The following is a 25172-nucleotide window of genomic DNA, read 5'->3' as shown; positions in this document are numbered from 1 at the left end:
CACATCCTCCAGTAGGGTGTGTTTTTTGATGTAGATTGATATACTCAAAAAGGAAAATAAAGGAGGAACCTTGATGTTGAAACGATTACTTGCCGTCATCTTGACCACCACGCTCGTTTGCACCGTCCTAGCATACATATCCTATACACCGCTCCGAGATCGGACATCGGATACGATGTATGAATCATTCGGTTCAACATTTTTGTTTTACGTCTTAGCGACCTTGCCGATCATCCTGATGTCCGGCTTCTTACTCGACTTCCTTATCGGCATGATCATCAACCGGTCATCGACGACATTAGCGTATGTGCCGACAGTCCTCGGTTACGGAGTGTACGGTATCGTGATCGCGAGTCTCCTGATTCTCTTGACGACGAAGGACGCATTTGACCTGCCGCTTTCTTTTACGATCGCTGCTCTGACAGCAATGATCTATTACAGCCTGTCCGTCGTCTTTAATCGATTGTCACAGCACGCGCACTAAAAAAACGAACAGACACGTCTGCTTACTCGCGGACGTGCCTGTTCGTGTTATTCTGCTTCCGTTCGTTCAATCGTGATGACACCCGGTGGACGATGCGGGAAGGTCAACGTCAGACCGGCAAAGCGACAAATATCATCTTCGTTCGGTGCCCGGTGCACCCACTCGATCGTCTCTTGCCTTGCTAGCGCGTGGCGGATCCGGTTATCGGCTTGTGTACGCGAGATGCCGCGGCAATCAACGTTCGTGATATACGTTGCTTCGTCCGACTCGATCTGTTGCCAAATCCCGAGGATCAGTTGACCAATCGGACTGACGGATTGACCATCCGGTTCTTCACTGCTGACGGCAGCATCGAGCATTTCGATGACAGCGTCACAAGTCTCACCGGAAGCAAGCAATCGCGTCGATCCTTGTTGTAGAATCCGGTAACGCGTCACGCCGTTCTCGAGCCACAAGCGCTGTGCGAATGGATTGACCGGAACACCGTGGAAAAATGTCTGCGTCCCGCGCCAAGCAAAACCAAATGATGGGTCGTACGCCCGAATCGTCGCCATGGCACGATCATGGAACTTAGCGATCGTCTGTCGTTCCGTTTCCAGTAAGTTTCGGATCGCCTCTTCATCCTCTAACGGTACCGACTTTGTTGTCACAGTAAATAATTCCGATTCCGGTAAGCGGTGTGGGGACAAAATCGTTCCGTCGAAACGATAATCGTTCGCCGGACGTCCAGTACGCCCGACGGATAAGCGCCACGTCCGTTCTTCCGGCATGAAGGCATAACTTTGATGGGCAAAAGGTGGTGCGACGAACAGTCCCGGAAACGGATCGAATGTGTCGACTCGCAGGACGTCACCGTCATACCAGCACTCTTCGATCAGACGGACGAGCCGTCCGACGGGTGCATTACGGTCCGTCAGGTAACGACCGGTATTCGCATGAAATCCGAGTAAGAACTCGCGCTCTTCTTCTTGGAACGTCACCATCAAGAGTTGGAACAACGAGGCAATCTGCTGCTCGACGAGTTGCGGATCCTCCCCCGTCTCTGCCTCAAACGCGACCATCTTCCAGCCGGACCGTTCATAGAGATGAATCGTCACCGGGAAGAACAGGAAGGCACCATGTGTCGCTTCGAGTTTGACCATGTCTTGCATCGCTAGGCGTTCCGTCAGTAAGGAAAATCCCATTCGTTCGAAATGATCTTGCAACCGTCGTTTCCAATGTGTGAACTCCACGCAACCATCCCCTCTCGCGAATTATGCGCCGCGTTTTCGTAACGGATTCTTTGACCAGTAGATGTAGAGACCAACGAGTCCCGCGATGCCGATGAGATAAGACGGCATTCCGCTGACTTGAATCAAGACGTCCGGTGCCGGGAAGACCGTCACGAGCAGTGCCTTATAGGTTGAGAATAAAATGAAACTGATGACGAATTGAATCCAGACCCGCGACTTGACTTGTTTGATCTTAGGTGCCGTGATGACTTGTGACATCGCATCGATCAAGAAAAGAGCGATGATTGAGAAGAATAAGTAATCGATCAGGGCGAATTGGAACAATCCGTCGATCCCTTCGATGAAGATGAACATCAGAATTGAGGAGACATAGTTTCGTGTCCAGCGTTTTTGCGTCTCCATCCGATGTCGTTGTGGTAACTCAGCGATCATCTGATCGAGGCGTGCTTCGACGGATAGACCGTGAATCTCTTCGAATGGACGCTGCTTCCGCTGGGCTTCGTAGATATCTGCCCGCAGACGGTCTTCAATTTCCGTCCGGTCCGGTTCTGCAACGTTCAGATTCAAGCGTGGTAATACGGTTTCTAATAGACGTGTGTTGGCTTTCGTTAATTTCAATCGATTTCCCCCTTTTTCATGTTTAAGTATACTGGGTTTTTGGGAAAAATACGTAGTGGAAGTAAAAGATTGCTTGACGAAACGATGAAGAATGTTCAGAATTATTAAAATATAGTGTCGGAATCAGACAGAAAGGACGTGTCGAACCATGCGTCAAACATTGACGAGCGCCGCCTTGATCACCTTACTGACAAGTGCGGGCATCGCCTTCCCGTTGGCTGAAGCGAAGCCACCCGTTGACCAAGAACCGGTCGAACTCGATCAGCAACAGGAACAAACGCCTGAAACAGAATAACAATAACCCGCGCTCAAGCAGGAGCGCGGGTTATTTCATGTATCACTTGGTTGGGTGACGCTTTCGTCAATCGTGACGGTCCAAGTAACGACCGTCGTGCTGTCACGAACGCCCTGTGCCTCGATTGTCGAGAGAAGTTCTTTGACACCACCTGATCGTAAAGTTTTCTCGATCTGCAACGCGTCAGCATATGGGGTTCCCGGGCACTCAAGCAAACCATCCGTCGTCAAGAACAACTGATTCTCGCCTTGACGCAATTCGCGGATCCCACGCGCGTAACTCGGCACCGGTAACGCAAACGTGTTCGCGCGTCCAATCCATTCATAGAATTGACGCTGGTTCAAGGCAGCTTGTCCCATCTTCATCAGCTCCGGGTGAAACAGATACAAGACGACGTCACCGACCGAGAACCACCAGATGAACCGTCCTTTGCGAACGGCAATCAGACACGCCGTCTCCCCTTGCAACGTCGCACACGCCGCTAAAAAGTCCGGATCTTGAAATAGATCCAACATGGTCGTCTCGATCCGTCGGAATGCTTCCGTGAGTGGGGCATCTAGATCATCTCGAATACGCGACTCGTGTTGTGCCAACTGCTCTAAGACAAGTGCTGCACTATCCGCTGTCTTATGAGCGTCTAAGACGACGGTCATCTCCCAATCGTCGCCGATCAAGATGGCAGCCCCGTCTTCGTTTTTATATTGACCGCTTCTTGAGCAGCCTCCGAATCGACCGAGCGTCACCCGACCAATCTGGTCGATCTGCTTCGTGTCAACGAATGGTTCGTCGGATCCGACCCAGTAGTAGGATGATTGTGTCGTCTGCATGCTTCCGTCTTCCCTTCTTTACATATCCCGCAAGTAAGGTTGCAGGAACAAACTCAATCGTTTTTCATAGTTGTCCGGGTCCATCGTATACGTCTCGTCATGACCGGCATCTCGAACCGGATACAATTGTTTTAATCCCGTTTTTGCTTGATACAGTTCGTACATCATCCGAACCGGGACGAGATCGTCCTTCAGTCCGTGGATGAACATCGTCGGAACCCGACTCTTCGTTGCTTGGCGCGTCACCGAGACGTCGCCATAAAAGAAATCCTGCTCACCTTTGTTCCACATGCTCGCGACCGTCAGAGACGGCAGTGCCGGGTAAAGGATTTGTTCATCCGCGAGTAGACTGAACCAGTCGTCGAGTCGGGCGTAAGCTCCTTCAGCAACGATCGCCCGGACTTGTGTAGGTACGGTCTCGCCAGAAGCGAGTAAGACGGTCGATGCGCCGACACCGAGTCCGTGATAGACGATCCGTGTATCGTCTCCGTTTTCAGCAAGCAGGCGTTTCGTCCATTCCAAGACATCCAGTCGATCGAGCCAACCGTAGTTCCGGACGCCACCGCTTCGATCCTGCCCACGCCGTTCGATGAGTAGGACATTGAAATCAGCCTCATGGTAATAGCGGGCAAGCGCATAAACACCGGTCTGTGAAAACATCATCTCATCCGGGACGAGGAGGACTGTCTGTTTGCTACCGTCAACAGGTAGATAACGACCGAAGCGGACGAGCCCGTTCTTCGACCATTGCTGTGTCTCGCTCGTTTGTTTGAACCATGTCTCGTCTTTCGTCACCTGTCCGTCCGTTCTCGTCGTCTTCAGAATCGGAGAAGCGTCCGACTGACCGATCAATGTTTCTTGCATCCGGTATCCATCATAGACGATGAACAGTAGCAGACACGTGACGAGCAACACGATGCCGATTCCCCATTTGCGCATGTGCTTCGCTTCCTTTCCGACAGTGAGTCTTTCCTTATTCGTCGTCGGTTTTCACTTCCCCTGCTAACGGGGTCGAAAGGAACGATTGTTTATACCAGCGCTGTAAGGTATCGATATCCGTTCGTTCGAAATAAAGCGCGTTAAAAGCAGTATTGCCCCGTAGTTGAATCTCAATCCGGGCAATCTCCTTTGCTTCGAGCCAGCGAGAAACGGACCAGGTCAATTCCTCGATTTTCAGTCGTGGCGTATAGACGGTCTCTTTTTGGACCCATTGTTTGCGTAACATCAAGAGATCGTGGCCGGTTCCGAAACGGGTCTTTCGATAACCGCTGCGCACAGCGAAGTAATAGAACGGTAACCAGATGAACAGAAGCAAGATCAAGAAGCGCCATGAGGAATCAAGGACGATGATGACAACACTGCTTAATGCAGTAAACAACAGCGCATAACCGAGTAACGGCCAACGAACCCGGTAGCGAAAGCCAATCGGTGCGACTTCATGCTGCGGACTGAACTGTCGAAAGCGCGGCAGATATGTCGCCAGAAACGGATCAATCTCGTTCGTCCGGATGAACGGATGGAGCAACAGTCGCTCCTTCTCTCCGGTCGCCGAGATGATGTGCAAGGACAGGCTCGCTCGTCCGATCAAACGCTGAATCCAGCTTTCCTGAATGACGAGGGCTTGAATCTTATCAGCATGAAACGCGACCTCGGTCCGGTTCAACATCCCGTACCCGATCAACAATCGGTTGTGTTGCAAGACGGCACGGTACGAACCGTATTTCAAGATATAGACGATGATCGAGCCGATGTAGATGACGAGTAAGACGAGTACGCCAAGTCCCGTCAAGACGAACAACGATAAATGAGCGAGTTCCGAGAACAGTCGATCGACATAACGTTCAATGAACTGATCGATGAATTGATAGGCGGTCCCGATCCCGACGAGTGCTAGTCCGACGCGTCCTGACAAGGCACCGGCTAATGCCAAATCGCGGACAGGGATCGTATAGGCGACTTCCGCCTGTTGTTCTTCGACGACGAGCTGTCCCTCGTTTTTGATCGACGACTTCAGTTCTTTCGCAAAATCAAGACGGATCCCTTTTAGTTCGACTTCCGGTGTTCCGCTCTCGGACGATGTCTCGACGGTCAACGTCGCAAGACGCAACAGTCGTTCGATGACGTTTTGCTGAATGCCGATCGACTCGATCCGTTTACGTTGCGTCGTCCGTTCACTTTTTTGGAAAATTCCTTTGCGGACCCGAATCGTCTCGGCATCAATCGTGAACGTATAGAAATACCAGGAGGCGATCCCGTATAAGAGGACGAACACAATCCCGACACTGATCCCGATCCACGTATAGGTGTTGATTTCGCCTTTTCGGATCGCATTTAAAATCAAGGCGGCGAACGGAATCAGGAGCGAGCGGATGATCGAGATACTCGACATCACGATGAACAGCGGGTGGACGCGCCGGGTCATAACGATTCCTCCTCCCGCTCCTCGAGTTTCGCGAATCGTTCGACTTGTGTGCGTAGTGCGTCTCCTTGAGCACGATCGAGTCTTGACAACGTGACGAAGCCGGATGCCGTTCGAATATCAAGTGTGATCAAATCATAGCGACGCAGGATCGGTCCCGTTTGGCTATCGATCAATTGCACCTTGACGAGCGGCACGGTGACTTCGCGGCGGAAGAAGATGCCGTTGCGGACGACGAGAAATTCCTCATCGATGCGATAACGCATATACTTTAAGCGAAGAACGGGTATGTAGACGATACGGGGAATGAAATAGATCAGCCAAAGCAGACCGACGATGCCCATCCACCAAGGTGTCAGGTCGAGCCACATGACTTGGGTGATCGTCGTTCCGATCAAGATGACGGCGATTAAGCCGTGTAACGGCAACAATCCGAGCCGTTCTGCTCGAATCGATCGTTCTGGCAGCGTATGCCATTGTACAGTAGACATCAAAAAACACTTCCTTTCGTTTCCATTTACGGTTAAAAACGTCGCTTGGTTTCAGACAGCGGTTGACATTTTGTTTGAATTCATCGCATATATAGAAGTGAAGAACTGTAACACCAAGGAGGAACCATGTTAACTTTTGAAGAAAAACTACGAATTATCGAGACGTTCCCGCAACTCGTCCGAAAAGATGTCTCACTGAAGCGTGTCAATTTCCAATTTCCGGACAGTCAGTACGAGAAGAAGAATCTCGTCTATCATTTACATCCGAACGGTAACGGCTTCGTCTATGCCGCTGGTCTACCAGGTTATGAAACGGACGAAAAAGGGTTCGTCAACATCCGTGAATTCTCAGAGCCTGCTTTAATTCTCTTATTAGAAGATGCAATCAAAGCACTCTCAACAGTCCAATCGGTCGAAACACTCGAAGAAACATGGGTCAACGATAACCAGTTCGAATTGACGTTACTCAATGAAGACATCGACACGTGGCTCGTCTACGCCGGTGATCTTTTAGACGGTGCATTCAACTCGTATAAGGAAGCAGCGAATTATCTTGAAGAAGAAGGCTTCCGCCGTAAATAAGACAATGAGCGATCCGGTTAATCCGGGTCGCTCATTGTCATGACGAGACGATTCAGTGCCGCTTTGACGACGCGTAAGTCTTCTTCATCGACGTCGAGTGTTTGGACGAGATCAAGCGGAATGGTCTCTGCTTGTTTCCGTAACGCACGACCGGCATCTGTCAAAAAAATCTGGATGTGCCGTTCGTCTTCCGGCTTACGGACGCGTCGCAACAGTTCTGCTGCTTCGAGTTTCTTTAGTAACGGCGTCAACGTACCGGAGTCAAGATGGAGCCGTTCGCCGATGGCTTTAAGCGATTGTCCCTCCTCCTCCCAGACGACGAGCATGACGAGATATTGTGGATACGTCAGACCGAGGGGTTCAAGTAACGGACGATAACGACGCGTGATCTCACGCGAAATCGCATAAAACGGAAAACAGAGTTGTTCATCTAAAGCTAACGGGTTCATAAAAAATTCCTCCTATCGTGAGCAAACGAGTTGCATTTCGATTTAAATTGTATACAATCTAATTGTAAGCTACTTATTTGAATCTAACAACGAAAGGGAGTTACACACATGAAACCAATGTTCACATCATCTGCAACAGCTGTCGGAGGTCGCGACGGACGCGTCGTATCGGAGGACGGAATCCTTGACGTCGCCCTCGCAATGCCAGTACCAGGATCGAAAAAACAAGCAACGAACCCAGAACAACTCTTTGCTGCAGGATATTCTGCTTGCTTCGACTCTGCCTTGAACATGGTCGCTCGCAAACAAGGGATCAAACACGATGGCAGTGAAGTCACAGCACACGTGACATTAAACGAAGCAGCTGACGGATTCATGCTTTCCGTCGAACTCGATGTTCTCGTCCGTGGGATCTCGGAAGAAGCAGCGGCTGAACTTGCGAAAGTCGCGCATACGGTCTGCCCTTACTCACGTGCAACTGCTGGAAACATTCAAGTCGACGTCTACACACGTACGACTGACGCAGAATAAGTGTAGCATTTCTAGCCAGCCTGAGGTTTACTCTCGGTTGGTTTTTATTTTTTGTATTAATTTTGGTAGTTGAAATAATTTTATTCTAGATGATAAACGGTTGCTCTTACAAAAAGAACAACCGCCTTTTTTTAAAGTTGATGGACCGATAAGATGATAAGTTCCCCGGACACAGTGACATAATAGGCATCTTCGAAGCGATAGCGTTCATTATGTTCTGCGTCATAGACGGTGACCATTGGTTCCGCGTTGTCTCCAACCGCTTCGTGTAGATAGAAACGTCCGCGTAAGACACGTTCGAACGGTTCTTTATCAAGGAATCGGGCACCGTTGCGTAAGTTGATTACTTCATGATGGTGCTCGGAACGGTCATTAACGATGAAGATCGTCGACTCAACGTCATCGTACGTGAAGTCAAGCGGTTCATAGTCACTCCACTGGATCCGGGCGACCTCTTCGACACTCGCTTCCGTATCAATCCGGTAAAAGATTTCTTCGTTCAGACGATCGGTATAGGCACTGAAGATGAGATGCCCTTCTTGTTCCCCGAGATACTGGACGGTATCCCCTTCCCCATCTAATTTCAGTAGTGTCGCAAATGATAAATGTTCGACACCTTGTTTAATCTCCTCAATCAAGGTCGACAGTGGTGCGATCAACAGACTTTCGGAGTGATCAATCGGATCTTCTGGTGAGATGACACCACTTTCAAGGGCGTCATAGAACGAGAACTCATCGAGCCGAGCGTTACAGACGATGTACTCCTTGTCTTCGAGCGTGACGAGAAAGAAATAGAGTTCCCGGTAATTCTCCGTCATCCCGTAGAGACGTGGATCGCGAATCGTCTGCCGCGATTCATCCTTGACGTCATACAAAAACGCGGACGTCGTATCGGTCGTTTGTAAGAATACGAGATAGTTCTCATTGAGCACCCAGTAGAGCGTCAAATCCCCTTCGACATAAAACGACGCAATCTGCTCGCGTTTCCCGGACAAGAGATCGAGGACGAGCACTTCCGTCTCTCCGCCTTGCTCTTGCGTATATTCATTCAGACAATAGACCTTTCCATGACGAACAAACGGACGGGTTGGTCCATGATCCGTCAAAGCCTGCTGCGTCAGATCGATTTGTTCTTGATCTTCAAGATCATACCGGCTGATGTGGTAACGGGCGTCATCGAGGCGACGTCGAAAATAGATCGACGACGGTGTGACATGCAAGACATCCATATGATCGGCGGGTAAAGCACGGGCATCCACTATTTCCATGATTAATCTCCTCCCGGACACGTACTACTTGTCTTTTTCCCACGAATCGTACTGCTTCAAACAGGGTCTTCTTGTGCGTTTAGTAAAGCAGAGTGCTACAATATGGCTAGATGACTACAGAATGAGGAAGGTGCGAAACGGTGCAATCACAAGATTTAAATACGATGATGCTCGAATACGTCAATGATAAGGAAGAATACGATGCCTATGCCGACAAGTTGAAGATGCTTTTGTCTGAGTTATTGGATGCTGCAGGTATCAAGTACCATTCGATCGTCGCCCGGACGAAAGACTCCGAGAGTCTGTATCAAAAAGTCTTACGGCAACCGAATAAATACCGTTCCCTCAAAGACGTCCATGACTTGACCGGGATCCGGATCGTCACTTATTTCCATGACGATGTCCGGGAAGCGGCACGCATCATCGAGAATGAGTTCGCAATCGATCGCGATCAATCGGTCGATAAGTCAACGTTGCTCGATACGACAGAATTCGGTTATCTCTCGGTCCACTTCGTCGCTTCACTGAGCGATCAGCGGCTTGCCCTGAGCGAGTATGGTCGTTTCAAGGACTATACGGCAGAGATTCAGATCCGCTCAATCCTGCAACACGCTTGGGCGGAGATCGAACATGATCTCGGATATAAAAATCCGAACAGTGTCCCGGCAGAAGTTCGGCGCAGCTTCAGTCGAGTGGCAGGACTTCTAGAGATCGCCGATCAGGAGTTCGTCAACATCAAGAAACAGTTGAAACAATTTGAAGATGAGACGGTCCAACAAATCTTGTCTGATCCCCATCAAGTCCGGATCACAGCAGATAACTTGAATTACTTCATCGATCATTCCCCGGTCATCAACGAGCTCGATAAACGACTCGTTACATCGCAAATGATGCTCGATTCCGATCAACAACTGATCAACGAACTGATTCGGATGTTCCATTACGTCGATATCCGGACGTACGGTGAACTGATTGAAGCGGTCTCGACACATAGTCCGCTCGCCTTACGTTGTGCAAAGGTCATGCCGAACCCATTCTTGCCTCGTCAAGGAATCGGGATCGCCTATATCTGTATGGCATTGACGATCGCTGGCGAAGATACGCACCGCATTGACTACTTCTTTCGCCGTTTCTATCCGGAGTTACGTAACGTCGAAGAAATCGTCGCCCAAGTCGCCCGTGTCGTCGAGTCAGATGATTCAAGAGAAAAATATTGATTAAACTAAAATTTTTCACTATACTAAATCACGAGTGAAAGAAACTACGGTATAGAAAGAGTGAAGGATACATGGCAACTACACTAGAAGTAGCACTACGCGATCAGCTGATCGTTGATACGGAAAAAGGATTACGGATGAACTACCGCGCGATCAAAAAGGACGTACGTAGCATGTTTACGACTTACTTGACACGTAACGAGTTCTTCATCTTAAAATCACTTTGTGCGAACAGTCCTCAAATTGCTTCAGCGCTCTCACAAGAGTTCCAGTTTTCAGCAAGCATGATTACAGCTCTGGCAGACGAATTGACGAAAAAAGAGTTGATCTCACGTGAGCGGAGCGAGCTCGATCGTCGCGTCGTCGAACTGCGGGCAACACCGAAAGGCATTGAGCTTTACGAAAAACTCGAGTCGATGAAGATGGATTACCTTGCAGACGTCTTTGAGGACTTCTCGGATCAGGAACTGGAGTTGTTCCGTTCGCTCTTAACGAAGCTTGAAAAAACAGTCTAAGCTGTTCGATGGAACGGATCCGGTCAAAAGCGATCGGATCCGTTTTTTAGTAATCGATTAGGAGGAAACACGATGTTTGATTTCGAATCAGTGCAACACTTACGAAAGACAGGGCAGTATGAAGCAGCAAAGGAACTCGTCCGTCAGTATGTCGAAACAGCCCCTAACGATCCGACGGTCCTCTATCAGATGGCCTGGTGTCATGATAGTCTTGGTGAGGAACAGGCTGCTGTCCCCTACTATGAACAAGCACTTGCGCTCGGTCTTGCTGGTGAGGACCGCTTGCAAGCTTATATCGGGCTCGGCAGTACATACCGCGTCATCGGTCAGTTCAAAGAAGCATCAAGCGTTTTCCGAAGCGCGTTGCTTGAATTTCCAGACGCCCACGCCTTACAAGCATTCCTCGCGATGACGGAGTACAACCTTGGTCAAGTCAATCAGGCTGTCGGTCGGTTACTCAAGAGTCTTGCTGCGACGTCGTCGGACGCCTCGATTCAGACATTTAACCGGGCACTTCGTTATTATGCCGATCATTTGGACGAGATCGACACGGAATAAAACAACAGTTGACGATGGATTGGTTCGCACAGCATAATGTAACAGCCAAGCGGACTCGCTTTTGGCAGGAAAGGAAGTTAATGATGTCATCAAAAAAAGTATGGACAGTAGAAGGTTATGAAGAACAAGGGCAAGAAAAACACGGCAAGGCAAGTAAGTCAGAAACATATACGACTGAAGCGGATGCTAAGAAAGCCGCTAAGAAGATGGCGGATCAAAACGATCATCTCGACGTCTACGTGATTTATACGAATACGGTAAACGGTAAAACAGAAGAACGGTTCTTCAATTCGAACGGCAAGTATAGTGAAGAAGGATTCGAATGGTAATCTCCCTTTTCATTTAAAGGTCCACTCAAAAAATAATGGATTCGTTTCTCTTCAAGTGAGAGACGAATCCATTTTTTAGTCATGGCTTTGCCTCTCATACCAAAGCGGTATTTCACACTGAAACCCATCGTGGTCTCGGATGATCCGCTGAACACGTCGTTGCATTGCCTCCAATCCGTCTACATCGAACCGTTTTGCCCAGACGAGAGACGAGAAGACGACCATCGCCATATAAAGGCTGTAGATTTGCCAAAAGTTAGAAGGTACTTCGTTCTCAAAGTATCCATCGATCATGTGACGGGCAAAGACGGGACTCGTCTCGACTTGAAACAACCCACATTTGACGAAGTCATGCCACGGATCGCCGTAATCATGGTTCCCGTAATCGAGGAAGGCACAGAGATGTCCATTCTCAACAAGAAGATTATCAAGATGGACATCGTCATGTTGCAGTTGATTCGGACGCTCAGCTAAAAGGGAGAGCCTCAAAAGAATGAACCGATCGAGTCGCTCGATCCACTCTGGCTCAAGCAACCCATCAACCGCTGCGCGATAGCGGTCATGTTTCGCCTGACAACGTTCCTTCCATGCCGCCGTCCCGCTCGGTGCTATCACGTCATGAATGCATCTCAACGCTCGCCCTGCCTCCTGACCGAGTCGAGGGGCTAATTCTGGTGACTCGAGAAGCACGCTTCGAACGGTTCGTCCGGGTAGGTATGGATAAATGCCGTACGCGGTCGTCGCAGTCCGTCCGGTCGCTAGCGGTAAGGCGTGAGAAATTCCCTTTTGTTCTGGGATCATTAAAGCCGCCTCACGTTCAAACTGACGACTTAATGGGTCCGTCACGACCTTGACGATGTAGTGTGCTGTTGCCGTCTTGACGGACCAGACGGCTTGATGCGAGCGTCCGGTAAGCCGTCTAACGCTATCGATATCAGTCAGTAATGGATGATCTGGTAGCATGAAGACTCCTTTCTGAAGACAAAAAGAGGACGCTTACTTGCGTCCTCTTCGTCATGCCTGTGGGATATAGCCGGCAATGATCTCGAGCAGATCGGCATACGCCGTTTCGAAATCGATGTTTTCGATCATATAATCGTAGTGATCGCGGTCTTTCCACGCTTCCTCGTAATCATTGAGTCGCGCTTCGAACTCCGGTGTATCACCGCGCATCAACAATCGCTCCTTCATCAAATCGGGTGGAACCGAGACGAAGATCGTGATGACTTGGTCACCAAACAGACGTTTAAAGTTTGCTGCTCCTTTTGGATCGATGTCCTTGATGACGATTTGATCCTGCTCGAGGACATCGACATACGCTTGCCGTGGTGTTCCGTACCACGCGCGGTGAACATGGGCGTATTCGATGAACCCGTCCTCTTGGATCAGTTGCTGGAACGTCTTGACGTCGACGAAGTGATAGCTTGCTCCATCAAGTTCCGTCGGACGTTTCGGTCGTGTCGTCACGGACGGGATGAACCGGACGTGTGCGTATTCCGTCCGCAGACGTTTGATTAGGGAAGACTTTCCGCTGCCCGATCCACCAATCAAGAGAATGATTTTACCTGACATCGTTTTCCCCCTATTGTTGTGTCGTGAAATAACCTGTAAAGCGGAGCGCGAACTGTTCTAGTTCACTATCAACGACCGTCCCGTATATTGGTCGGATGACGATCAAGTAGCGTTCATACGAGATGATCCGGGACGTCTCATTACGTGTCATCTGGACTTGGGCTTCCGGGTAACTCTCAACATAGTACCAATCGACCGCAATCCGTTCATCGGATGGGGTCTCATAGATCCAAGTCACCGTCGTTCTATTAGCAGGAAGGGTGCTTTTCAAGGTGAAGCGCTGAATCTGCTTCAATTCACGTTTCGCTGATGCAAGTCCTGCCTCATAATCCGCAGGGCGCATCGGTGTCGTCGTCACTTGTTTCGGTTTTGGTTCCGGCAAGCGGGCAAAGCCGAGCTGGAGACCGACGAATAAAGCGACGAGCGACAAACTGATGACGAATACGTATTCCTTGCGCATCCCTTCCTCCTCCTCATCCTTCGAGTGTGTCGCGCATTCCTTTTGGATCATTGACGATGACGGCGTCAACACCGATCGTTTGCATCTGACGGACATCGTCGATCGTCTTCGGGGTATAGACCCGAACCGTGACGTCTTTTGCGTGAGCGAACGCGACATCCGCCTCCGTCACGCGTCGGTAATCGGGATGAATCCCTGTCGCACCGATCCGGAGGGCTTGTTCTTCCGGATGATAGATCGGATACGGATACAGAATCGCCGTCTCGACGCTTGGGTCAAGCTTGCGAATCAGAGCAACCGAATAATGGTTGAACGAACTGAACAACAACCGATCCGTCGCAATGCCGTGCGCCGCGCAACGCTCGAGGACATACGCTTCAATGCCATCATAGCGAATCGTATCCGTCTTCAGCTCGATGTTGAGCCGCAGTGTCGCTGGTGCGAGGATTGCTAGTACTTCGTCAAGCGTCGGAATCTTCGTCTTGAGCGCTTCCCCTTTGAAACGTGCTCCGGCATCGAGTGCTTGCAGTTCAGCGACCGTCATGTCGATCACACGCCCTGTCCCGTTCGTCGTCCGGTTGACAGTCTCGTCATGAATGATGACACCAACACCATCCTTTGAGAAATGGACATCGAACTCGACACCATCGACTTCGTCTTCGATCGCAGCGGCGATTGCTTCAAGCGTGTTCTCAGGAAAACGGTCACTGACACCGCGGTGTGCAAACCATAACATCAGAGTGCCTCGACGACACGCGTGTATTTCTTCGTCAAGTAGTTGACGAGGGGTGCGACCGAGATCGATTGACCCGTTGCTGCTTCGATCAGTTCAGCCGGTGTCTTCGATTTCCCGTGACGGTGAATGTTTTCTTTCAGCCAGCTTTTGATCGGTGCGAGTGTACCAGCTGCAATCAGACCATCGACGTTTTCGACGTCACGACGAAGCGCTTCGTTCAATTGTGCTGCATAGACGAGACCAAGCGCGTAACTTGGGAAGTAACCGAACGAGCCTCCTGGCCAGTGGACGTCTTGTAAGACCCCTTTATCGTCACTCGGGACATCGACGCCGAGATACTCTTTATAGAGACGGTTCCATTCTTGCGGGAGATCCTTCACTTCGAGTTCTTTCGTCATCAGGCGCTTTTCAAGCTCATACCGAATGATGATATGAAGGGCATATGTCAATTCATCGGCTTCGATCCGAATGAGTGACGGCTTGACTTCGTTGACCGCTGCATAGAAGCGTTCAAACGGGACATCAGCAAGCGACGGGATTGCTTGTTGTAGACCATGATAACGTGCTGATAAGAAGCCTTGATTACGTCCGATGAAATTCTCGAAGAACAGTGATTGTGATTCGTGGATCCCCATCGAAGCACCTTCACCGAGACCAAGTGAATCGAGTTCCGGTTCGATACCTTGCTCATACGTCGCGTGCCCGGCTTCATGCATCGTGCCGAAGACGGAGTTCCGGTAGTCGTTCTCATCATATTTCGTCGTGATCCGCGCATCCTTCCGGTTGATCGTCGTTTGGAACGGGTGAACCGTCTCATCCAATCGACCGGACGTGAAGTCATAACCGATATCGCGGAGCCATTCTTGATTCAAGGCGATCTGTGTCTCGCGGTCCGCTGACCAATCAAGCGTCGGGAAGTCTTTTCCTTCAAGCTGACTGAGCAAACCAATGATTGCTTGACGAAGTTCCGCAAACAATGGATCGAGTGTTTCGACCGTCATCCCTGGCTCATAGTCATGCAGGAGCGCGTCGTACGGGTGCGCGTCATAACCCCAATACTCAACAAACTGGCGTTCCATCGCAACGATTTTCTCGAGGTACGGTTCAAACATCGACCAATCATTCGCGTCCTTCGCCTTTTCCCAGACACTCTCTGCCTCAGAGATCAACGTGATGAACGTTTGGTATTCGGCTTCTGGAATCTTCGAGTCGCGATCGAATGCTTCTTTTGCTTTCGTGAACGAGATCGCTTCGATGCCCGTCAGCGTCTCTTGCTCCATCGCTGCCAGTAATTGTTGGTACGTTTTTCCTGTCCGGCGACGGAAGCTCTCTGTTGAGAGGAATCCGATTGAAGCGGAACGGTTCGCTGCACCTTGATCCGGCATGTATGTCCGCATATCCCAGTATAGTAATGCGACGGCTTCTTCGTATGCGCGAAGACCATCAAAATGGTCGCGCCATTGTTGTGTCGTTGACATGATTAGAGACCCCCTTGAAGTATGTAACAGTGTAGCATTTTTAGCATATCACAAAATGTTCAAAACTTTCACACACGAATGATTTTTGAAACTTTTCCCGTCAGATGAGCGTATATTGAACATACGATCAAGCAGAGCGAAAGGAAGTGGCAACAGTGAAGACAGACGCTAAGTTAGCCGATTTGATTCAGTTGAAAGAAACGGGACCGGTCTGTACGATCGAACATCTCCCAAAAGAGCTTGACTGGATCGGCACCGGTCGTAGCGCCTATGTATTCCGGGTTCGTGGCACCGACCGCGTCATCAAGAAGTTCTATCCGTCATTTCGTCCTCTCGCTGAGTTAGAAGGCGGCATTTATGAACAACTGACGACGTTTTCGACGTATGCGAGGATGTTCGAATATGGACCCGATTACCTTGTGCTCGAATACATCGAGGGACAAACGTTATTCGAATGCCTCGTCAGCGGGACCTATATTCCAGAATCCGTCTTAACGACAGTCGATGCAGCGCTAGCAGAGGCACGCGCCGTAGGTCTTAATCCATCAGATATTCATCTACGCAATATTTTGTTAACGGCAAATGGAACACGGATCATCGATGTCGCAAGGTTCCGTCAAACCGAACCGTGTACACAATGGGATGATTTGAAGAAAGCCTACCAGTATGTCTATGCAAAACCGTTCTTCCCGAAAAAACTGAGCGAGACGTTCCTCAATACGATCGCTGATGTCTATAAGGGACGCTTGTTCGAATCGATTCGAAAGACCGGTTAATTGAAAACGCGATGCTCCTCCTTGTGAGGAAACATCGCGTTTTTTCGTTGATTATTGGATGCGATGTGAGACAGCATCCGCAAAACGAAACGTATTCTTACCGTCTTTTTTTGCGGCATATAACGCACGGTCTGCCTGTTGAATGATTGTTTTTAGCTTAATGGTTTCATCATCAAACAGCACGATCCCGATGCTGGTCGAGACAGCGTATGGCGTCTGCCATGTTCCAAGTTTCTGAAGGAGCTGCTGCGCAATTCGTTCGTACTCCTTTTTCGTCTTCTGATGGGTGAAACGAATCAAGAACTCGTCTCCCCCGATCCGGACAGTAAACGCGTCTTCATAAGAACGTGTACTATCCTGTAGTCGTTTCGCGACATCGACCAACACTTGGTCGCCGGTCTCATGCCCATACACGTCGTTCACTTGCTTGAATCCGTCGAGATCAAGATAAAACAGTGCACCGGAATGTTGCTGTTCCGTTTCCCACTGTCTCGTTAAATAACGTCGGTTATACAATTGTGTTAGCGTGTCCTTCCAAGCAAATTGTTCGAGCTCAAGGTAATACGAAAACAGTTTCGCGATCCGTTGGAGAAGTTGAATGCTCTTCTCTTCGAATTGACTTGCTTCATCATGGACAGCGCACAACGTACCAAAGGTTTGACCATTCGTTAAACTGATTGGAATCCCGAGATAGGACTCGATCTGTAACGCTTTTAATGCGTCCTGCATATCTTCTAAGCGCTCGTCATCGCTAATGGACTCATACCAGATGGGTTCGTTCTGTTCGAAATTGATGTGACGACAAAGTGTCTTTTCCATCTCAAACACTTGTCCTGCTCGAATCTCGATTCGTTGATGATCATTTGAGAGTCGTAAAATCATCTGTTTGTTTTCTTCGATCGTTGTTAAATATAACAATTGATCAGGTAGAATCTCTTTCGCTAATTCCAATACATCATCTGCCAGTTCGTTAAAATTCCGATACAGTGTCATTTCTTGCAACGTACCACACCTCATTCGTTATTTGTTCTCTTTAGATCATAAGTTTCACGAAGCAGCCCATCGATTGCACAATCCTTATATTTTCCAGTCGCATCGCGAATCATCACCCATACAGTCCTTCTTGAATCATACCGACCTTCTGCATGATTCCTCCTGCTGGAGCTTTATCGATATTATGGGCGACTGAAACCTTATAAAGGAGCATTTCTTGAAAACCAAAGACAAGGACTGCAGCTAATGCCTCGCTACCATTTCCATTGTTCCACAATCCGTTCTAAACATCGCTTCCGTATCAGCCAGTCGGATTTTTCGTAATCGGAGCCGTTTAGTATGTAATGCCGTACTCCCTTGAAACCGATTCATTTTATTTTAACAGCAATAAGGTATTTGAAATAAAATCATTTTGAATAAACAAGTCGAAAGACGATCATGCTTGCGACAGCTACTAGACGTATATTCGTCTCACAATCAAAGTCAAGTTGCGCCCCGTGTCGTGAACCCGTCGCAATGCAGTCCCCGTTTTGATAAACGCCGATCTTTCTTTTGACTGTTGAGGAACGAATTTGATACTCCTGACCGGCATACGAGACGAGTAAGACTTCTTGTAGTCGCAATTGCTGACGAAGTGCCGGATCGGTACGGATTGTACCGACGTCACGTCCATTTTTACGAATCACGAAATGTGTCGTATTGCGAAGCCATTCCGTTCTCGTTTCTTTAATTTGCAGAAGGGTTCCTTCTCCGTCGAACGTTACATCGAGGAAAAACGATTCAAACTTCTTGAAGCGCACAAGGATCGCCTGCCACCACGTGGCATAACGTCGTGAGAACGTCAGCCATTGTTCATGCGCGAGAAAAACCGTATTCGTCTTTTGGGTCGCCCGGTCCGCTAAGTGAACGGACACCCCTGCCTCTCGTCCACGATAACGCAAATCACGCCGGATTTGCCACCATTCGACTCCACCGATCAAGAAAGCGACGCCCGTTAAACCAAGTAATCCATAAAACTCACGTGGAGCAAGTTCCCCTGTCGTCAGGTAATGTCCGATCAAAGCGAAAAAGCATAAAACAATCAATAATAGACTCTGCACCATAAACCTTTCACACCTCCAACTTTATTTTTCCATAAAACGTCAAAAAAGTCCTCCTTTCACATGGAAAGGAGGACTAAATCAGAGGGTCGCGGCGACTTCTTGTAAATCATCCGCTGTCTCAGCAATCGCTTCTGCAATCTTACGCATGCCTTCGATCGTGCCGGCGACATCCTTCGTATCAGTCGATAGTTCATGAATTTGCCGCGAGACATTGTCGGTCTGTTCCGAAATCCGTGAAAAGGCACGGACGACTTGTTGCATCTCTGTCGTCGTCCGGACGACCGCTGTCTCCGTCATTCCCATCCGCTCTGAGACGACGAGCATCTTTTGCGTAATCTCTTGGGCGATCCGCGACGTCTCTGTTGCCGACTGTTTACTCTCTTCGGCAAGCTTCCGAATTTCTTGCGCAACGACGGTGAACCCGCGTCCCATCTCCCCGGCACGTGCCGCTTCGATTGAGGCGTTCAAACTGAGTAGATTCGTCTGATCAGAAATCGTCGTCACCATCCCAGCGATCCGTTCGATTTCCTGCGACAGACGGGACAGTTCAGCGACTTGTTCGGTCGTCCGTGATAAATCTTCAACGACATGCTCAAAGCGCCGTGTCTCTTCTTCAACCAGGACGACACCCGCTTCTGCTTCACTGACCGCTTCCGTCAACTGGATCGAAATCGCGTTTGTCGTCGTTGAGACGTGTTTAGCGTGCCGTTCAATCTCTTGGAAGTTCGCTGACGACTCCTCACTCATCGCAGCGAGTTCCTCGGTCGATTTTTGAACGCCATCCCCGACGTGTTGTTTTGCTGTCGCGATCGCTTGGCGTTCTTCATCGATTTGATCCTCATACATCGTCATGACGATCTGTTGTTCGAGGTTGAATAGTTTTCCCGCTGCCCGCATGATTCGGACGCGCTCTGCTTCCGGCCAAGCACTGTCGTCAATCTTCTCGCTGAGAACATTCCAGACTTTCTGGAAGGCAGCGATGTACCATTTATTGTGCAAACCGATCCGAACATGCCGTTCAGCAATCCGGCGCCGGGCTTCGATGTAGTCCATTGTCACCTGACCATCGAACATTTGTAAGATGTGCCGAGCGAGGGTGCCTTTCAATCGTTCGAGTGTCGAATGTTTTTCAATCAACTGACGGAGAGACGGAACCCGGACTAACTCCTCGTAGAACGCATCGACCATGCTCGGCATCCAACGGGAAACATCCTCGCGGATGACTCGTGCAATTTGTAAATCGATGGCGTGTAGACCGATTAGACGTAATTGTTCATGTAAAGATGCTGGAACATTCAATATGACATGAGAGCGTTCGACTTCAATGAGCGCGTCAAAGGAAGGTGAAGGTGATTTCTTAAACCAATTCATATATTCATCTCCTTGTTTTTAATTTCACTTCACCTCTTATATCGTCACCGTTGATTGACCTTTAAAGGGAAACGTTAGTCTCTTTCTACATGTCATGGTAACTACATGTTGGAATATTCCGTATATTTTGAAGTTCATACGATCATTAATCATGTAACTGTAATACTAGGTTTCTCTTTGTTACTTCCCGGAAATATAAGAGCTATGCGCGTAAGAAACTTGAGGTGAAGCTTTGCTATTCATGAACATCTCAAACTTGAAAGATTAATTTTGGGAGAGGTAGTGCTGATTATGGAAAAAACAAATAAAGGCTTTTCATCCCACTTCCGAGCGGAAGCGGACGGTGCGGGTCGTAACATTTCATGGAGTTCAATTTTTGCCGGTGTGGTATCATTCTTATCTTTATTGATTCTTTTCAGTCTGATTGGATCGGCGATCGGTCTCGGCGTCACGGACGTCACGTCGAATAACCCATTCGATGGCGTCGGAACAGGCTTGATCATCTGGGCGATTCTGTCATTGCTCATTTCGTTATTCGTTGCTGGATTCGTCTCTGGTGTGACGTCAGCTCGAGCCGGTCTCATTCACGGATTTTTGACTTGGTCGACGAGCGTCATCTTCTTGTTCGCTCTCTTGACGTTTACGACCGTCAATACGTTACAATCGGTCGGTTCATTACTCGGAACAGTCGGTGGAGCTGCCGGTAGCGGCATCGGGTCTGTCGCGTCGACTGCAAAAGACGCTGCGACGAAAGGGTTCGACTCAGTCACAAAAAACGTCTCAAATATTGATACGAAGGAACTCGATGGCAACGTCGAAGAAATTCTTAAGGATACAGACATCAAAGAATTACAACCTAATTACCTGCAAGGTCAACTGGATGCTGTCAAAGATGACGTCACGGCTGCCGGTAAAGAGGCTATTACGAAACCAGAAGACTTCGACAAAATCGTTCAGGATCTCGGTGATTCATTGACAGCACGATCTGAGAAAATCGAGAAATCCGTCGATGAAAAGAAAATCGCTGACGCTGTTGCGAAGAACACGGATCTTACAGGCGCCGAGGCAGATAAAGCGACGCAAAACATTGTCGATGGTTTAAACATGGCAACAAAAGAAACAACGCAACAAATCAATAATGCGAAACAAACACTTGACGAGACATCAGCTGACTTGAAGAAAACGGTTCAAGATGTTCGTCAGCAAACGGAACAAGCGACACAAACGGCATCGAAAGTTTCGATCTGGGCGTTCGTCGGTCTCCTTCTGACACTGATCTTCACATCATTCGCTGGGATTGTCGGTTCACGCGTCGCAACACGCGGTCGTGTCATGAATAAATAATGATTCCTTATAAAACTGATTCCGCCATGGCGGAGTCAGTTTTTTTGTGCGGTAGGACACACTCATTGACTGCCCATGAAATTTCCTGTTACAGTATTACCTAACGACCGTTAGGAAGGTGATTTATCTGAAAGCGCAACAATTGTTACAGACGAGCATCCATCATTTTGCAGCGCATGGTTATGAAGGAGCATCGCTACAAGAGATCGCAACAGAAGTCGGCATCAAAAAACCGTCCATCTACGCGCATTATAAAGGCAAAGACGACCTTTTTCTGCAAGCGACGACATATGCCTTGCAGGAACAAAAGCGTTGTTTCGCTACGTATTTCACAAAAACACGACAGCAACCGCTCGAGCAATCCTTGCACGGCTTCTTCGATTGGTTCATTTTAGAGCAACAGGATGATGTCCTGATGCGATTCATCCTTCGGGCAGCCTATTTTCCACCAGAAAAACTCGAACAAGAGATGACCGATCGCTTCAACCCGTTCTTCGATTCACTGCATGATTTATTGACGCGTCTGTTACGCGAACGTGACCGAACGGAACAGATCCTCTATTCGACGGATTACAAAAGTGCAGCGCTTGCTTATTTGACGGTCGCTGAAGGTACGCTGACAGAACTTGTCTATAACGGCGTCGACGCCTTTCATGCTAGACAGCAAGCCGTATGGCCAATCGTCTGGCGTGGCATGTCGAAAACGATTCCAAACAATTGAGGTGACCTATGAAAAACAATACATTGATTTTAAGTACACTCCTGCTCAACTTATTCATCGCTTTTCTCGGAATCGGACTCGTCATTCCTGTCACACCAACGATCATGAATGAGTTAAGCATTTCCGGGGCGACGGTCGGTTACATGGTATCTGCCTTTGCCTTCGCGCAATTGATTCTGTCCCCGCTTGCAGGACGTGCCGTCGATAAGTACGGACGCAAGCCAATGATCATCATCGGTTTATTCATCTTTAGCATGTCTGAGCTCTTGTTCGGTCTCGGTCAACAGGTCGAAGTCCTGTTCGCGTCGCGGATTCTCGGTGGTGTCAGTGCGGCCTTCATCATGCCAGCTGTCACCGCTTTCATCGCTGACATCACGACGAACGAAACCCGTCCGAAAGCGCTTGGCTATATGTCTGCCGCCATCTCGACCGGTTTCATCATCGGACCCGGGATCGGCGGGTTCCTTGCTGACCTCGGCACGCGGACGCCGTTCTTCTTTGCTGCCGCGTTCGGTCTGACGGCAATGGTGTTATCTATCTTTACGCTCAAGGAACCTAACCGTCATTATGAGGCGACGACCATCAAACAACAGACGGGTTTTCGGAAAGTATTTAGTCCACTCTATTTCATCGCTTTCCTAGTCCTATTGATTTCGTCGTTCGGCCTCGCCTCGTTCGAGTCCTTGTTCGCGCTTTTCGTTGACCGGAAGTTCGGTTTCACGGCGAAAGATATCGCGCTTGCGATCTCCCTTGGTGCGATTGTCGGCGTCATCGTCCAAGTCGGGCTGTTCGATCGTTTGACACGTTGGTTCGGCGAGATTCGCTTGATCCGTTACAGCTTGATCGGTTCGACGTTGCTCGTCGTCTTGATGACGTTCGTGACGAACTATGTCTCGATCATTCTCGTGACGATGGTCGTCTTCGTTGGCTTTGATTTGATGAGACCTGCCGTCACGACCTATCTTTCGAAGATTGCCGGGGATGAACAAGGTTTTGTCGGTGGAATGAACTCGATGTTTACGAGTATCGGGAATATTCTCGGACCGATCGTCGGCGGATTATTGTTTGACGTCAACCTCAACTATCCGTTTTATTTCGCGACGATGATGCTTGCAGTCGGTATTTTACTGACATACTTCTGGCATGCACCACGCACTGAAGTAACTGAAACCGATCGTTTGTCTTCTTAAAAAACAGCCCCGTTCCCATCACTGGAAGCGGGGCTGTCGTTATGTCAGCAATCGTTCGTGTAATTGTTCAGGCGTCGGCACCGTATAGGTCGCTACCGTCTCATTTGGTCGTTCGTTGATCAGACATGTGGCAATACCCGCACGATGTCCCGCTAAGACGTCGAGTTCCCGGTCCCCGATCATGATCGTCTCGTCTAGAGCCATCTGATGCCGATTAATCAAGTACGTGACAGCTTCCGGATCCGGCTTACGGACGAAGCCATGTGCTGCAGTCAGGATGTCTTGAAAATGATGCGTCAATTCGTGCTTTGCAAGCAACGCATGAATGGATGTTCCACGATGGGTGACGATATGATGCGTCGCACCACTTGCCGATAATGTCTCAAGCAATTCATGAATTCCCGGAAACGGACCGGACCGTTCGCGCTCGATCGTCGCCTTTTGTTGTTTGTAGTTCGTAATGAATGCTTCGGACACCGCAAACGCCTCATACATCGTCTTAGCCAAGATCGCTATCAACTCAGCGACACGTTCTCGATCGACCGATTGCCCCTCGCTCTCGAGCATGTCCACGAAAACATCGATCAACACCGGATATGTATCGAACAAGGTACCGTCAAAATCCCAAATGAAGTGTTTCAACATCTGCCTCTTCCTCTCCCACTTTCTTTACACCAACAAAGACGGCTTGCCCGTCCATCTCAACCTTCCAGTCGTTGTGATTAAGTCCTTCACCGGAGACATGAATTTTTACCTGACCTGATCGTCCTATCTCATGTCCTTGCTCGACAGTGATCATCGTTCCTGAGACGGATGGCTTCATGAATTTTCGGTAATAGACACCCATCACACCACTCGCCGTTCCTGTTACCGGATCTTCGATGCTGCCTGATCCCGTTGCTGAGAAGTGACGCCCGTGTAAAATCGCCTGCGCATCATATGTATCGAAACAGATGGGGTGAATCGATGCTTGAGGATAGTCAGTCAAAACGGATGCAAATTGTTGATGATCTGGCACCATCCGTTGAAAATCGACGAGACGGCGAATCGGCAACACAAGCGTCCAATTCCCGGTACTTCCATAAACGACCGGAAATCGTTCATCTAAATGTTTCATTTCTAATCCAATCGATGCTAAGACTGCCTCAACGTCACCATTAAATGGGTGCAGACAAGGTCGCCCTTGTTGTAAACGAAACATGCCATGCGCTAAACGAATCACAGGCAAGATGCCTGATTTTGTCTTGATTTGACATGTTGCAGGTACACCAATATGTGAATCGATCGCCGTCAATGCAGCGATCGTACCATGTCCACACAAGTCCATCTCCCGTTCCGGTGCAAAGAAACGCATTTGATAATCTGCCTGCTCGCAAGAGAGGATGAATGTCGTTTCCGTGAATCCACTCGTCCGAGCAATCCATTGCATCTCAAGCTCCGACAATCGATCGGCGTTTAAGACAACTCCGGCTGGATTACCGGTTCCGGGTGTCGCCGTAAACACATCATAGTGCAATATTTCAATCATCTGTCTCCTCCTGTCCAGTATTCAGATCACGCAACGTGTTGTTATGTGTCTTTGATTTCTGACATCTTGACTTCATTTTTATAAG

Annotated in this window: 31 protein-coding genes; 12 read left to right on the top strand and 19 right to left on the bottom strand. The window is 49.0% G+C overall.

The window, feature by feature from the left end:
• Positions 1-73 precede the first annotated feature (73 nt).
• Positions 74-484 carry a hypothetical protein gene (locus tag Q7C19_RS04545; protein ID WP_329468248.1) on the top strand — a complete coding sequence of 137 codons (411 nt, stop codon included), beginning with the start codon at positions 74-76 and terminating at the stop codon, positions 482-484.
• Positions 485-531: 47 nt separating this feature from the next.
• On the opposite strand, the gene Q7C19_RS04540 is transcribed toward Q7C19_RS04545, so the two are convergent.
• Positions 532-1716: a hypothetical protein gene (locus Q7C19_RS04540; RefSeq protein WP_375091748.1), complete on the bottom strand. Its 1185-nt coding sequence runs from the start codon at positions 1714-1716 to the stop codon at positions 532-534.
• 21 nt (positions 1717-1737) lie between these two features.
• Complete coding sequence (locus Q7C19_RS04535; protein WP_056061377.1) at positions 1738-2334, bottom strand: hypothetical protein; 597 nt, start codon at positions 2332-2334, stop codon at positions 1738-1740.
• 148 nt (positions 2335-2482) lie between these two features.
• On the opposite strand from Q7C19_RS04535, the gene Q7C19_RS04530 reads away from it, so the two are divergent.
• The gene (locus Q7C19_RS04530; protein WP_023468299.1) at positions 2483-2629 is read left to right on the top strand and encodes a hypothetical protein; all 147 of its coding nucleotides are present in this window, start codon (positions 2483-2485) and stop codon (positions 2627-2629) included.
• A 35-nt stretch (positions 2630-2664) separates the two neighbouring features.
• Here Q7C19_RS04530 and Q7C19_RS04525 read toward each other — a convergent pair whose 3' ends face one another.
• Genes Q7C19_RS04525 through Q7C19_RS04510 form a run of 4 tightly spaced genes read right to left on the bottom strand, consistent with a single transcriptional unit; the run spans position 2665 to position 6366 of the window.
• Positions 2665-3456, bottom strand: coding sequence for a PP2C family serine/threonine-protein phosphatase (locus Q7C19_RS04525; protein ID WP_375091747.1), 792 nt, complete (start codon positions 3454-3456; stop codon positions 2665-2667).
• Between the two features lie 18 nt (positions 3457-3474).
• A complete protein-coding gene (locus Q7C19_RS04520; RefSeq protein ID WP_375091746.1) occupies positions 3475-4395 on the bottom strand; it encodes an alpha/beta hydrolase in 921 nt (306 codons plus the stop codon).
• A gap of 34 nt (positions 4396-4429) precedes the next feature.
• A complete protein-coding gene (locus tag Q7C19_RS04515; protein ID WP_069940683.1) occupies positions 4430-5878 on the bottom strand; it encodes a PH domain-containing protein in 1449 nt (482 codons plus the stop codon).
• Positions 5875-6366: a PH domain-containing protein gene (locus tag Q7C19_RS04510; protein ID WP_035408021.1), complete on the bottom strand. Its 492-nt coding sequence runs from the start codon at positions 6364-6366 to the stop codon at positions 5875-5877. Before Q7C19_RS04510 ends, Q7C19_RS04515 begins: the two co-directional genes overlap by 4 nt.
• Positions 6367-6492: 126 nt before the next feature.
• On the opposite strand from Q7C19_RS04510, the gene Q7C19_RS04505 reads away from it, so the two are divergent.
• A complete protein-coding gene (locus Q7C19_RS04505; protein ID WP_023468294.1) occupies positions 6493-6948 on the top strand; it encodes a hypothetical protein in 456 nt (151 codons plus the stop codon).
• Positions 6949-6965: 17 nt separating this feature from the next.
• On the opposite strand, the gene Q7C19_RS04500 is transcribed toward Q7C19_RS04505, so the two are convergent.
• Positions 6966-7397: a MarR family winged helix-turn-helix transcriptional regulator gene (locus Q7C19_RS04500; RefSeq protein WP_375091745.1), complete on the bottom strand. Its 432-nt coding sequence runs from the start codon at positions 7395-7397 to the stop codon at positions 6966-6968.
• Between the two features lie 108 nt (positions 7398-7505).
• Between Q7C19_RS04500 and Q7C19_RS04495 the strand changes: the two genes are divergently transcribed.
• Positions 7506-7928: an organic hydroperoxide resistance protein gene (locus Q7C19_RS04495; protein ID WP_023468292.1), complete on the top strand. Its 423-nt coding sequence runs from the start codon at positions 7506-7508 to the stop codon at positions 7926-7928.
• A 131-nt stretch (positions 7929-8059) separates the two neighbouring features.
• Here Q7C19_RS04495 and Q7C19_RS04490 read toward each other — a convergent pair whose 3' ends face one another.
• Positions 8060-9196, bottom strand: coding sequence for a Six-bladed beta-propeller, TolB-like protein (locus Q7C19_RS04490; protein ID WP_375091744.1), 1137 nt, complete (start codon positions 9194-9196; stop codon positions 8060-8062).
• Positions 9197-9336: 140 nt separating this feature from the next.
• Here Q7C19_RS04490 and Q7C19_RS04485 point away from each other — a divergent pair, with 140 nt between their 5' ends.
• The 4 genes from Q7C19_RS04485 to Q7C19_RS04470 all read left to right on the top strand — a co-directional run bounded on the left by Q7C19_RS04485 (position 9337) and on the right by Q7C19_RS04470 (position 11815).
• The gene (locus tag Q7C19_RS04485; protein WP_290775079.1) at positions 9337-10413 is read left to right on the top strand and encodes a GTP pyrophosphokinase; all 1077 of its coding nucleotides are present in this window, start codon (positions 9337-9339) and stop codon (positions 10411-10413) included.
• 71 nt (positions 10414-10484) lie between these two features.
• Positions 10485-10928 (top strand): MarR family winged helix-turn-helix transcriptional regulator, encoded by a 444-nt coding sequence (locus tag Q7C19_RS04480; protein WP_035408025.1) that lies wholly within the window; start codon positions 10485-10487, stop codon positions 10926-10928.
• A 72-nt stretch (positions 10929-11000) separates the two neighbouring features.
• Positions 11001-11486, top strand: coding sequence for a tetratricopeptide repeat protein (locus Q7C19_RS04475; protein WP_056061357.1), 486 nt, complete (start codon positions 11001-11003; stop codon positions 11484-11486).
• Positions 11487-11500: 14 nt separating this feature from the next.
• Entirely contained in the window at positions 11501-11815 is a 315-nt protein-coding gene (locus Q7C19_RS04470) for a hypothetical protein (protein ID WP_368914962.1), read from the top strand.
• Between the two features lie 75 nt (positions 11816-11890).
• Here Q7C19_RS04470 and Q7C19_RS04465 read toward each other — a convergent pair whose 3' ends face one another.
• Genes Q7C19_RS04465 through Q7C19_RS04445 form a run of 5 tightly spaced genes read right to left on the bottom strand, consistent with a single transcriptional unit; the run spans position 11891 to position 16061 of the window.
• Positions 11891-12778 (bottom strand): aminoglycoside phosphotransferase family protein, encoded by an 888-nt coding sequence (locus tag Q7C19_RS04465; protein WP_290750322.1) that lies wholly within the window; start codon positions 12776-12778, stop codon positions 11891-11893.
• A 51-nt stretch (positions 12779-12829) separates the two neighbouring features.
• The gene (locus tag Q7C19_RS04460) at positions 12830-13387 is read right to left on the bottom strand and encodes a guanylate kinase (RefSeq protein ID WP_375091743.1); all 558 of its coding nucleotides are present in this window, start codon (positions 13385-13387) and stop codon (positions 12830-12832) included.
• A 10-nt stretch (positions 13388-13397) separates the two neighbouring features.
• Positions 13398-13847, bottom strand: coding sequence for a hypothetical protein (locus Q7C19_RS04455; RefSeq protein WP_375091742.1), 450 nt, complete (start codon positions 13845-13847; stop codon positions 13398-13400).
• 13 nt (positions 13848-13860) lie between these two features.
• Positions 13861-14583, bottom strand: a complete 723-nt coding sequence (locus Q7C19_RS04450; RefSeq protein ID WP_290775072.1) for a glycerophosphodiester phosphodiesterase — start codon at positions 14581-14583, stop codon at positions 13861-13863.
• Positions 14583-16061: a carboxypeptidase M32 gene (locus Q7C19_RS04445; RefSeq protein ID WP_375091741.1), complete on the bottom strand. Its 1479-nt coding sequence runs from the start codon at positions 16059-16061 to the stop codon at positions 14583-14585. The genes Q7C19_RS04450 and Q7C19_RS04445 overlap by 1 nt, the downstream gene beginning before the upstream one ends.
• A 155-nt stretch (positions 16062-16216) precedes the next feature.
• Between Q7C19_RS04445 and Q7C19_RS04440 the strand changes: the two genes are divergently transcribed.
• On the top strand, positions 16217-16837 hold the full coding sequence (locus tag Q7C19_RS04440) for a serine/threonine protein kinase (protein WP_375091740.1): 621 nt from the start codon (positions 16217-16219) through the stop codon (positions 16835-16837).
• A 51-nt stretch (positions 16838-16888) separates the two neighbouring features.
• On the opposite strand, the gene Q7C19_RS04435 is transcribed toward Q7C19_RS04440, so the two are convergent.
• The 4 genes from Q7C19_RS04435 to Q7C19_RS04420 all read right to left on the bottom strand — a co-directional run bounded on the left by Q7C19_RS04435 (position 16889) and on the right by Q7C19_RS04420 (position 20304).
• The gene (locus Q7C19_RS04435; RefSeq protein ID WP_375092145.1) at positions 16889-17830 is read right to left on the bottom strand and encodes a sensor domain-containing diguanylate cyclase; all 942 of its coding nucleotides are present in this window, start codon (positions 17828-17830) and stop codon (positions 16889-16891) included.
• A 112-nt stretch (positions 17831-17942) separates the two neighbouring features.
• Positions 17943-18107, bottom strand: a complete 165-nt coding sequence (locus Q7C19_RS04430; protein ID WP_375091739.1) for a GNAT family N-acetyltransferase — start codon at positions 18105-18107, stop codon at positions 17943-17945.
• A gap of 130 nt (positions 18108-18237) precedes the next feature.
• A complete protein-coding gene (locus Q7C19_RS04425; RefSeq protein WP_375091738.1) occupies positions 18238-18933 on the bottom strand; it encodes a hypothetical protein in 696 nt (231 codons plus the stop codon).
• Between the two features lie 78 nt (positions 18934-19011).
• Entirely contained in the window at positions 19012-20304 is a 1293-nt protein-coding gene (locus Q7C19_RS04420) for a globin-coupled sensor protein (RefSeq protein ID WP_290775068.1), read from the bottom strand.
• 291 nt (positions 20305-20595) lie between these two features.
• Here Q7C19_RS04420 and Q7C19_RS04415 point away from each other — a divergent pair, with 291 nt between their 5' ends.
• The 3 genes from Q7C19_RS04415 (at position 20596) to Q7C19_RS04405 (ending at position 23559) form a co-directional block, all read left to right on the top strand.
• A complete protein-coding gene (locus Q7C19_RS04415; protein WP_375091737.1) occupies positions 20596-21648 on the top strand; it encodes a hypothetical protein in 1053 nt (350 codons plus the stop codon).
• A 118-nt stretch (positions 21649-21766) separates the two neighbouring features.
• Positions 21767-22369 (top strand): TetR/AcrR family transcriptional regulator, encoded by a 603-nt coding sequence (locus tag Q7C19_RS04410; protein ID WP_375091736.1) that lies wholly within the window; start codon positions 21767-21769, stop codon positions 22367-22369.
• 8 nt (positions 22370-22377) lie between these two features.
• Positions 22378-23559 carry an MFS transporter gene (locus tag Q7C19_RS04405; RefSeq protein WP_375091735.1) on the top strand — a complete coding sequence of 394 codons (1182 nt, stop codon included), beginning with the start codon at positions 22378-22380 and terminating at the stop codon, positions 23557-23559.
• Positions 23560-23598: 39 nt separating this feature from the next.
• Here Q7C19_RS04405 and Q7C19_RS04400 read toward each other — a convergent pair whose 3' ends face one another.
• Both Q7C19_RS04400 and Q7C19_RS04395 read right to left on the bottom strand, forming a co-directional pair.
• Positions 23599-24204 carry an HAD-IA family hydrolase gene (locus Q7C19_RS04400; RefSeq protein WP_375091734.1) on the bottom strand — a complete coding sequence of 202 codons (606 nt, stop codon included), beginning with the start codon at positions 24202-24204 and terminating at the stop codon, positions 23599-23601.
• Positions 24176-25087 carry a PhzF family phenazine biosynthesis protein gene (locus Q7C19_RS04395; protein WP_375091733.1) on the bottom strand — a complete coding sequence of 304 codons (912 nt, stop codon included), beginning with the start codon at positions 25085-25087 and terminating at the stop codon, positions 24176-24178. Before Q7C19_RS04395 ends, Q7C19_RS04400 begins: the two co-directional genes overlap by 29 nt.
• Positions 25088-25172 lie beyond the last annotated feature (85 nt).

Source organism: Exiguobacterium sp. PHA03, from assembly GCF_041945985.1.
Classification (GTDB): domain Bacteria; phylum Bacillota; class Bacilli; order Exiguobacteriales; family Exiguobacteriaceae; genus Exiguobacterium_A.
The sequence above is the reverse complement of the archived record's forward strand: the minus strand, read 5'-3'. Positions and strand labels throughout refer to the sequence as shown.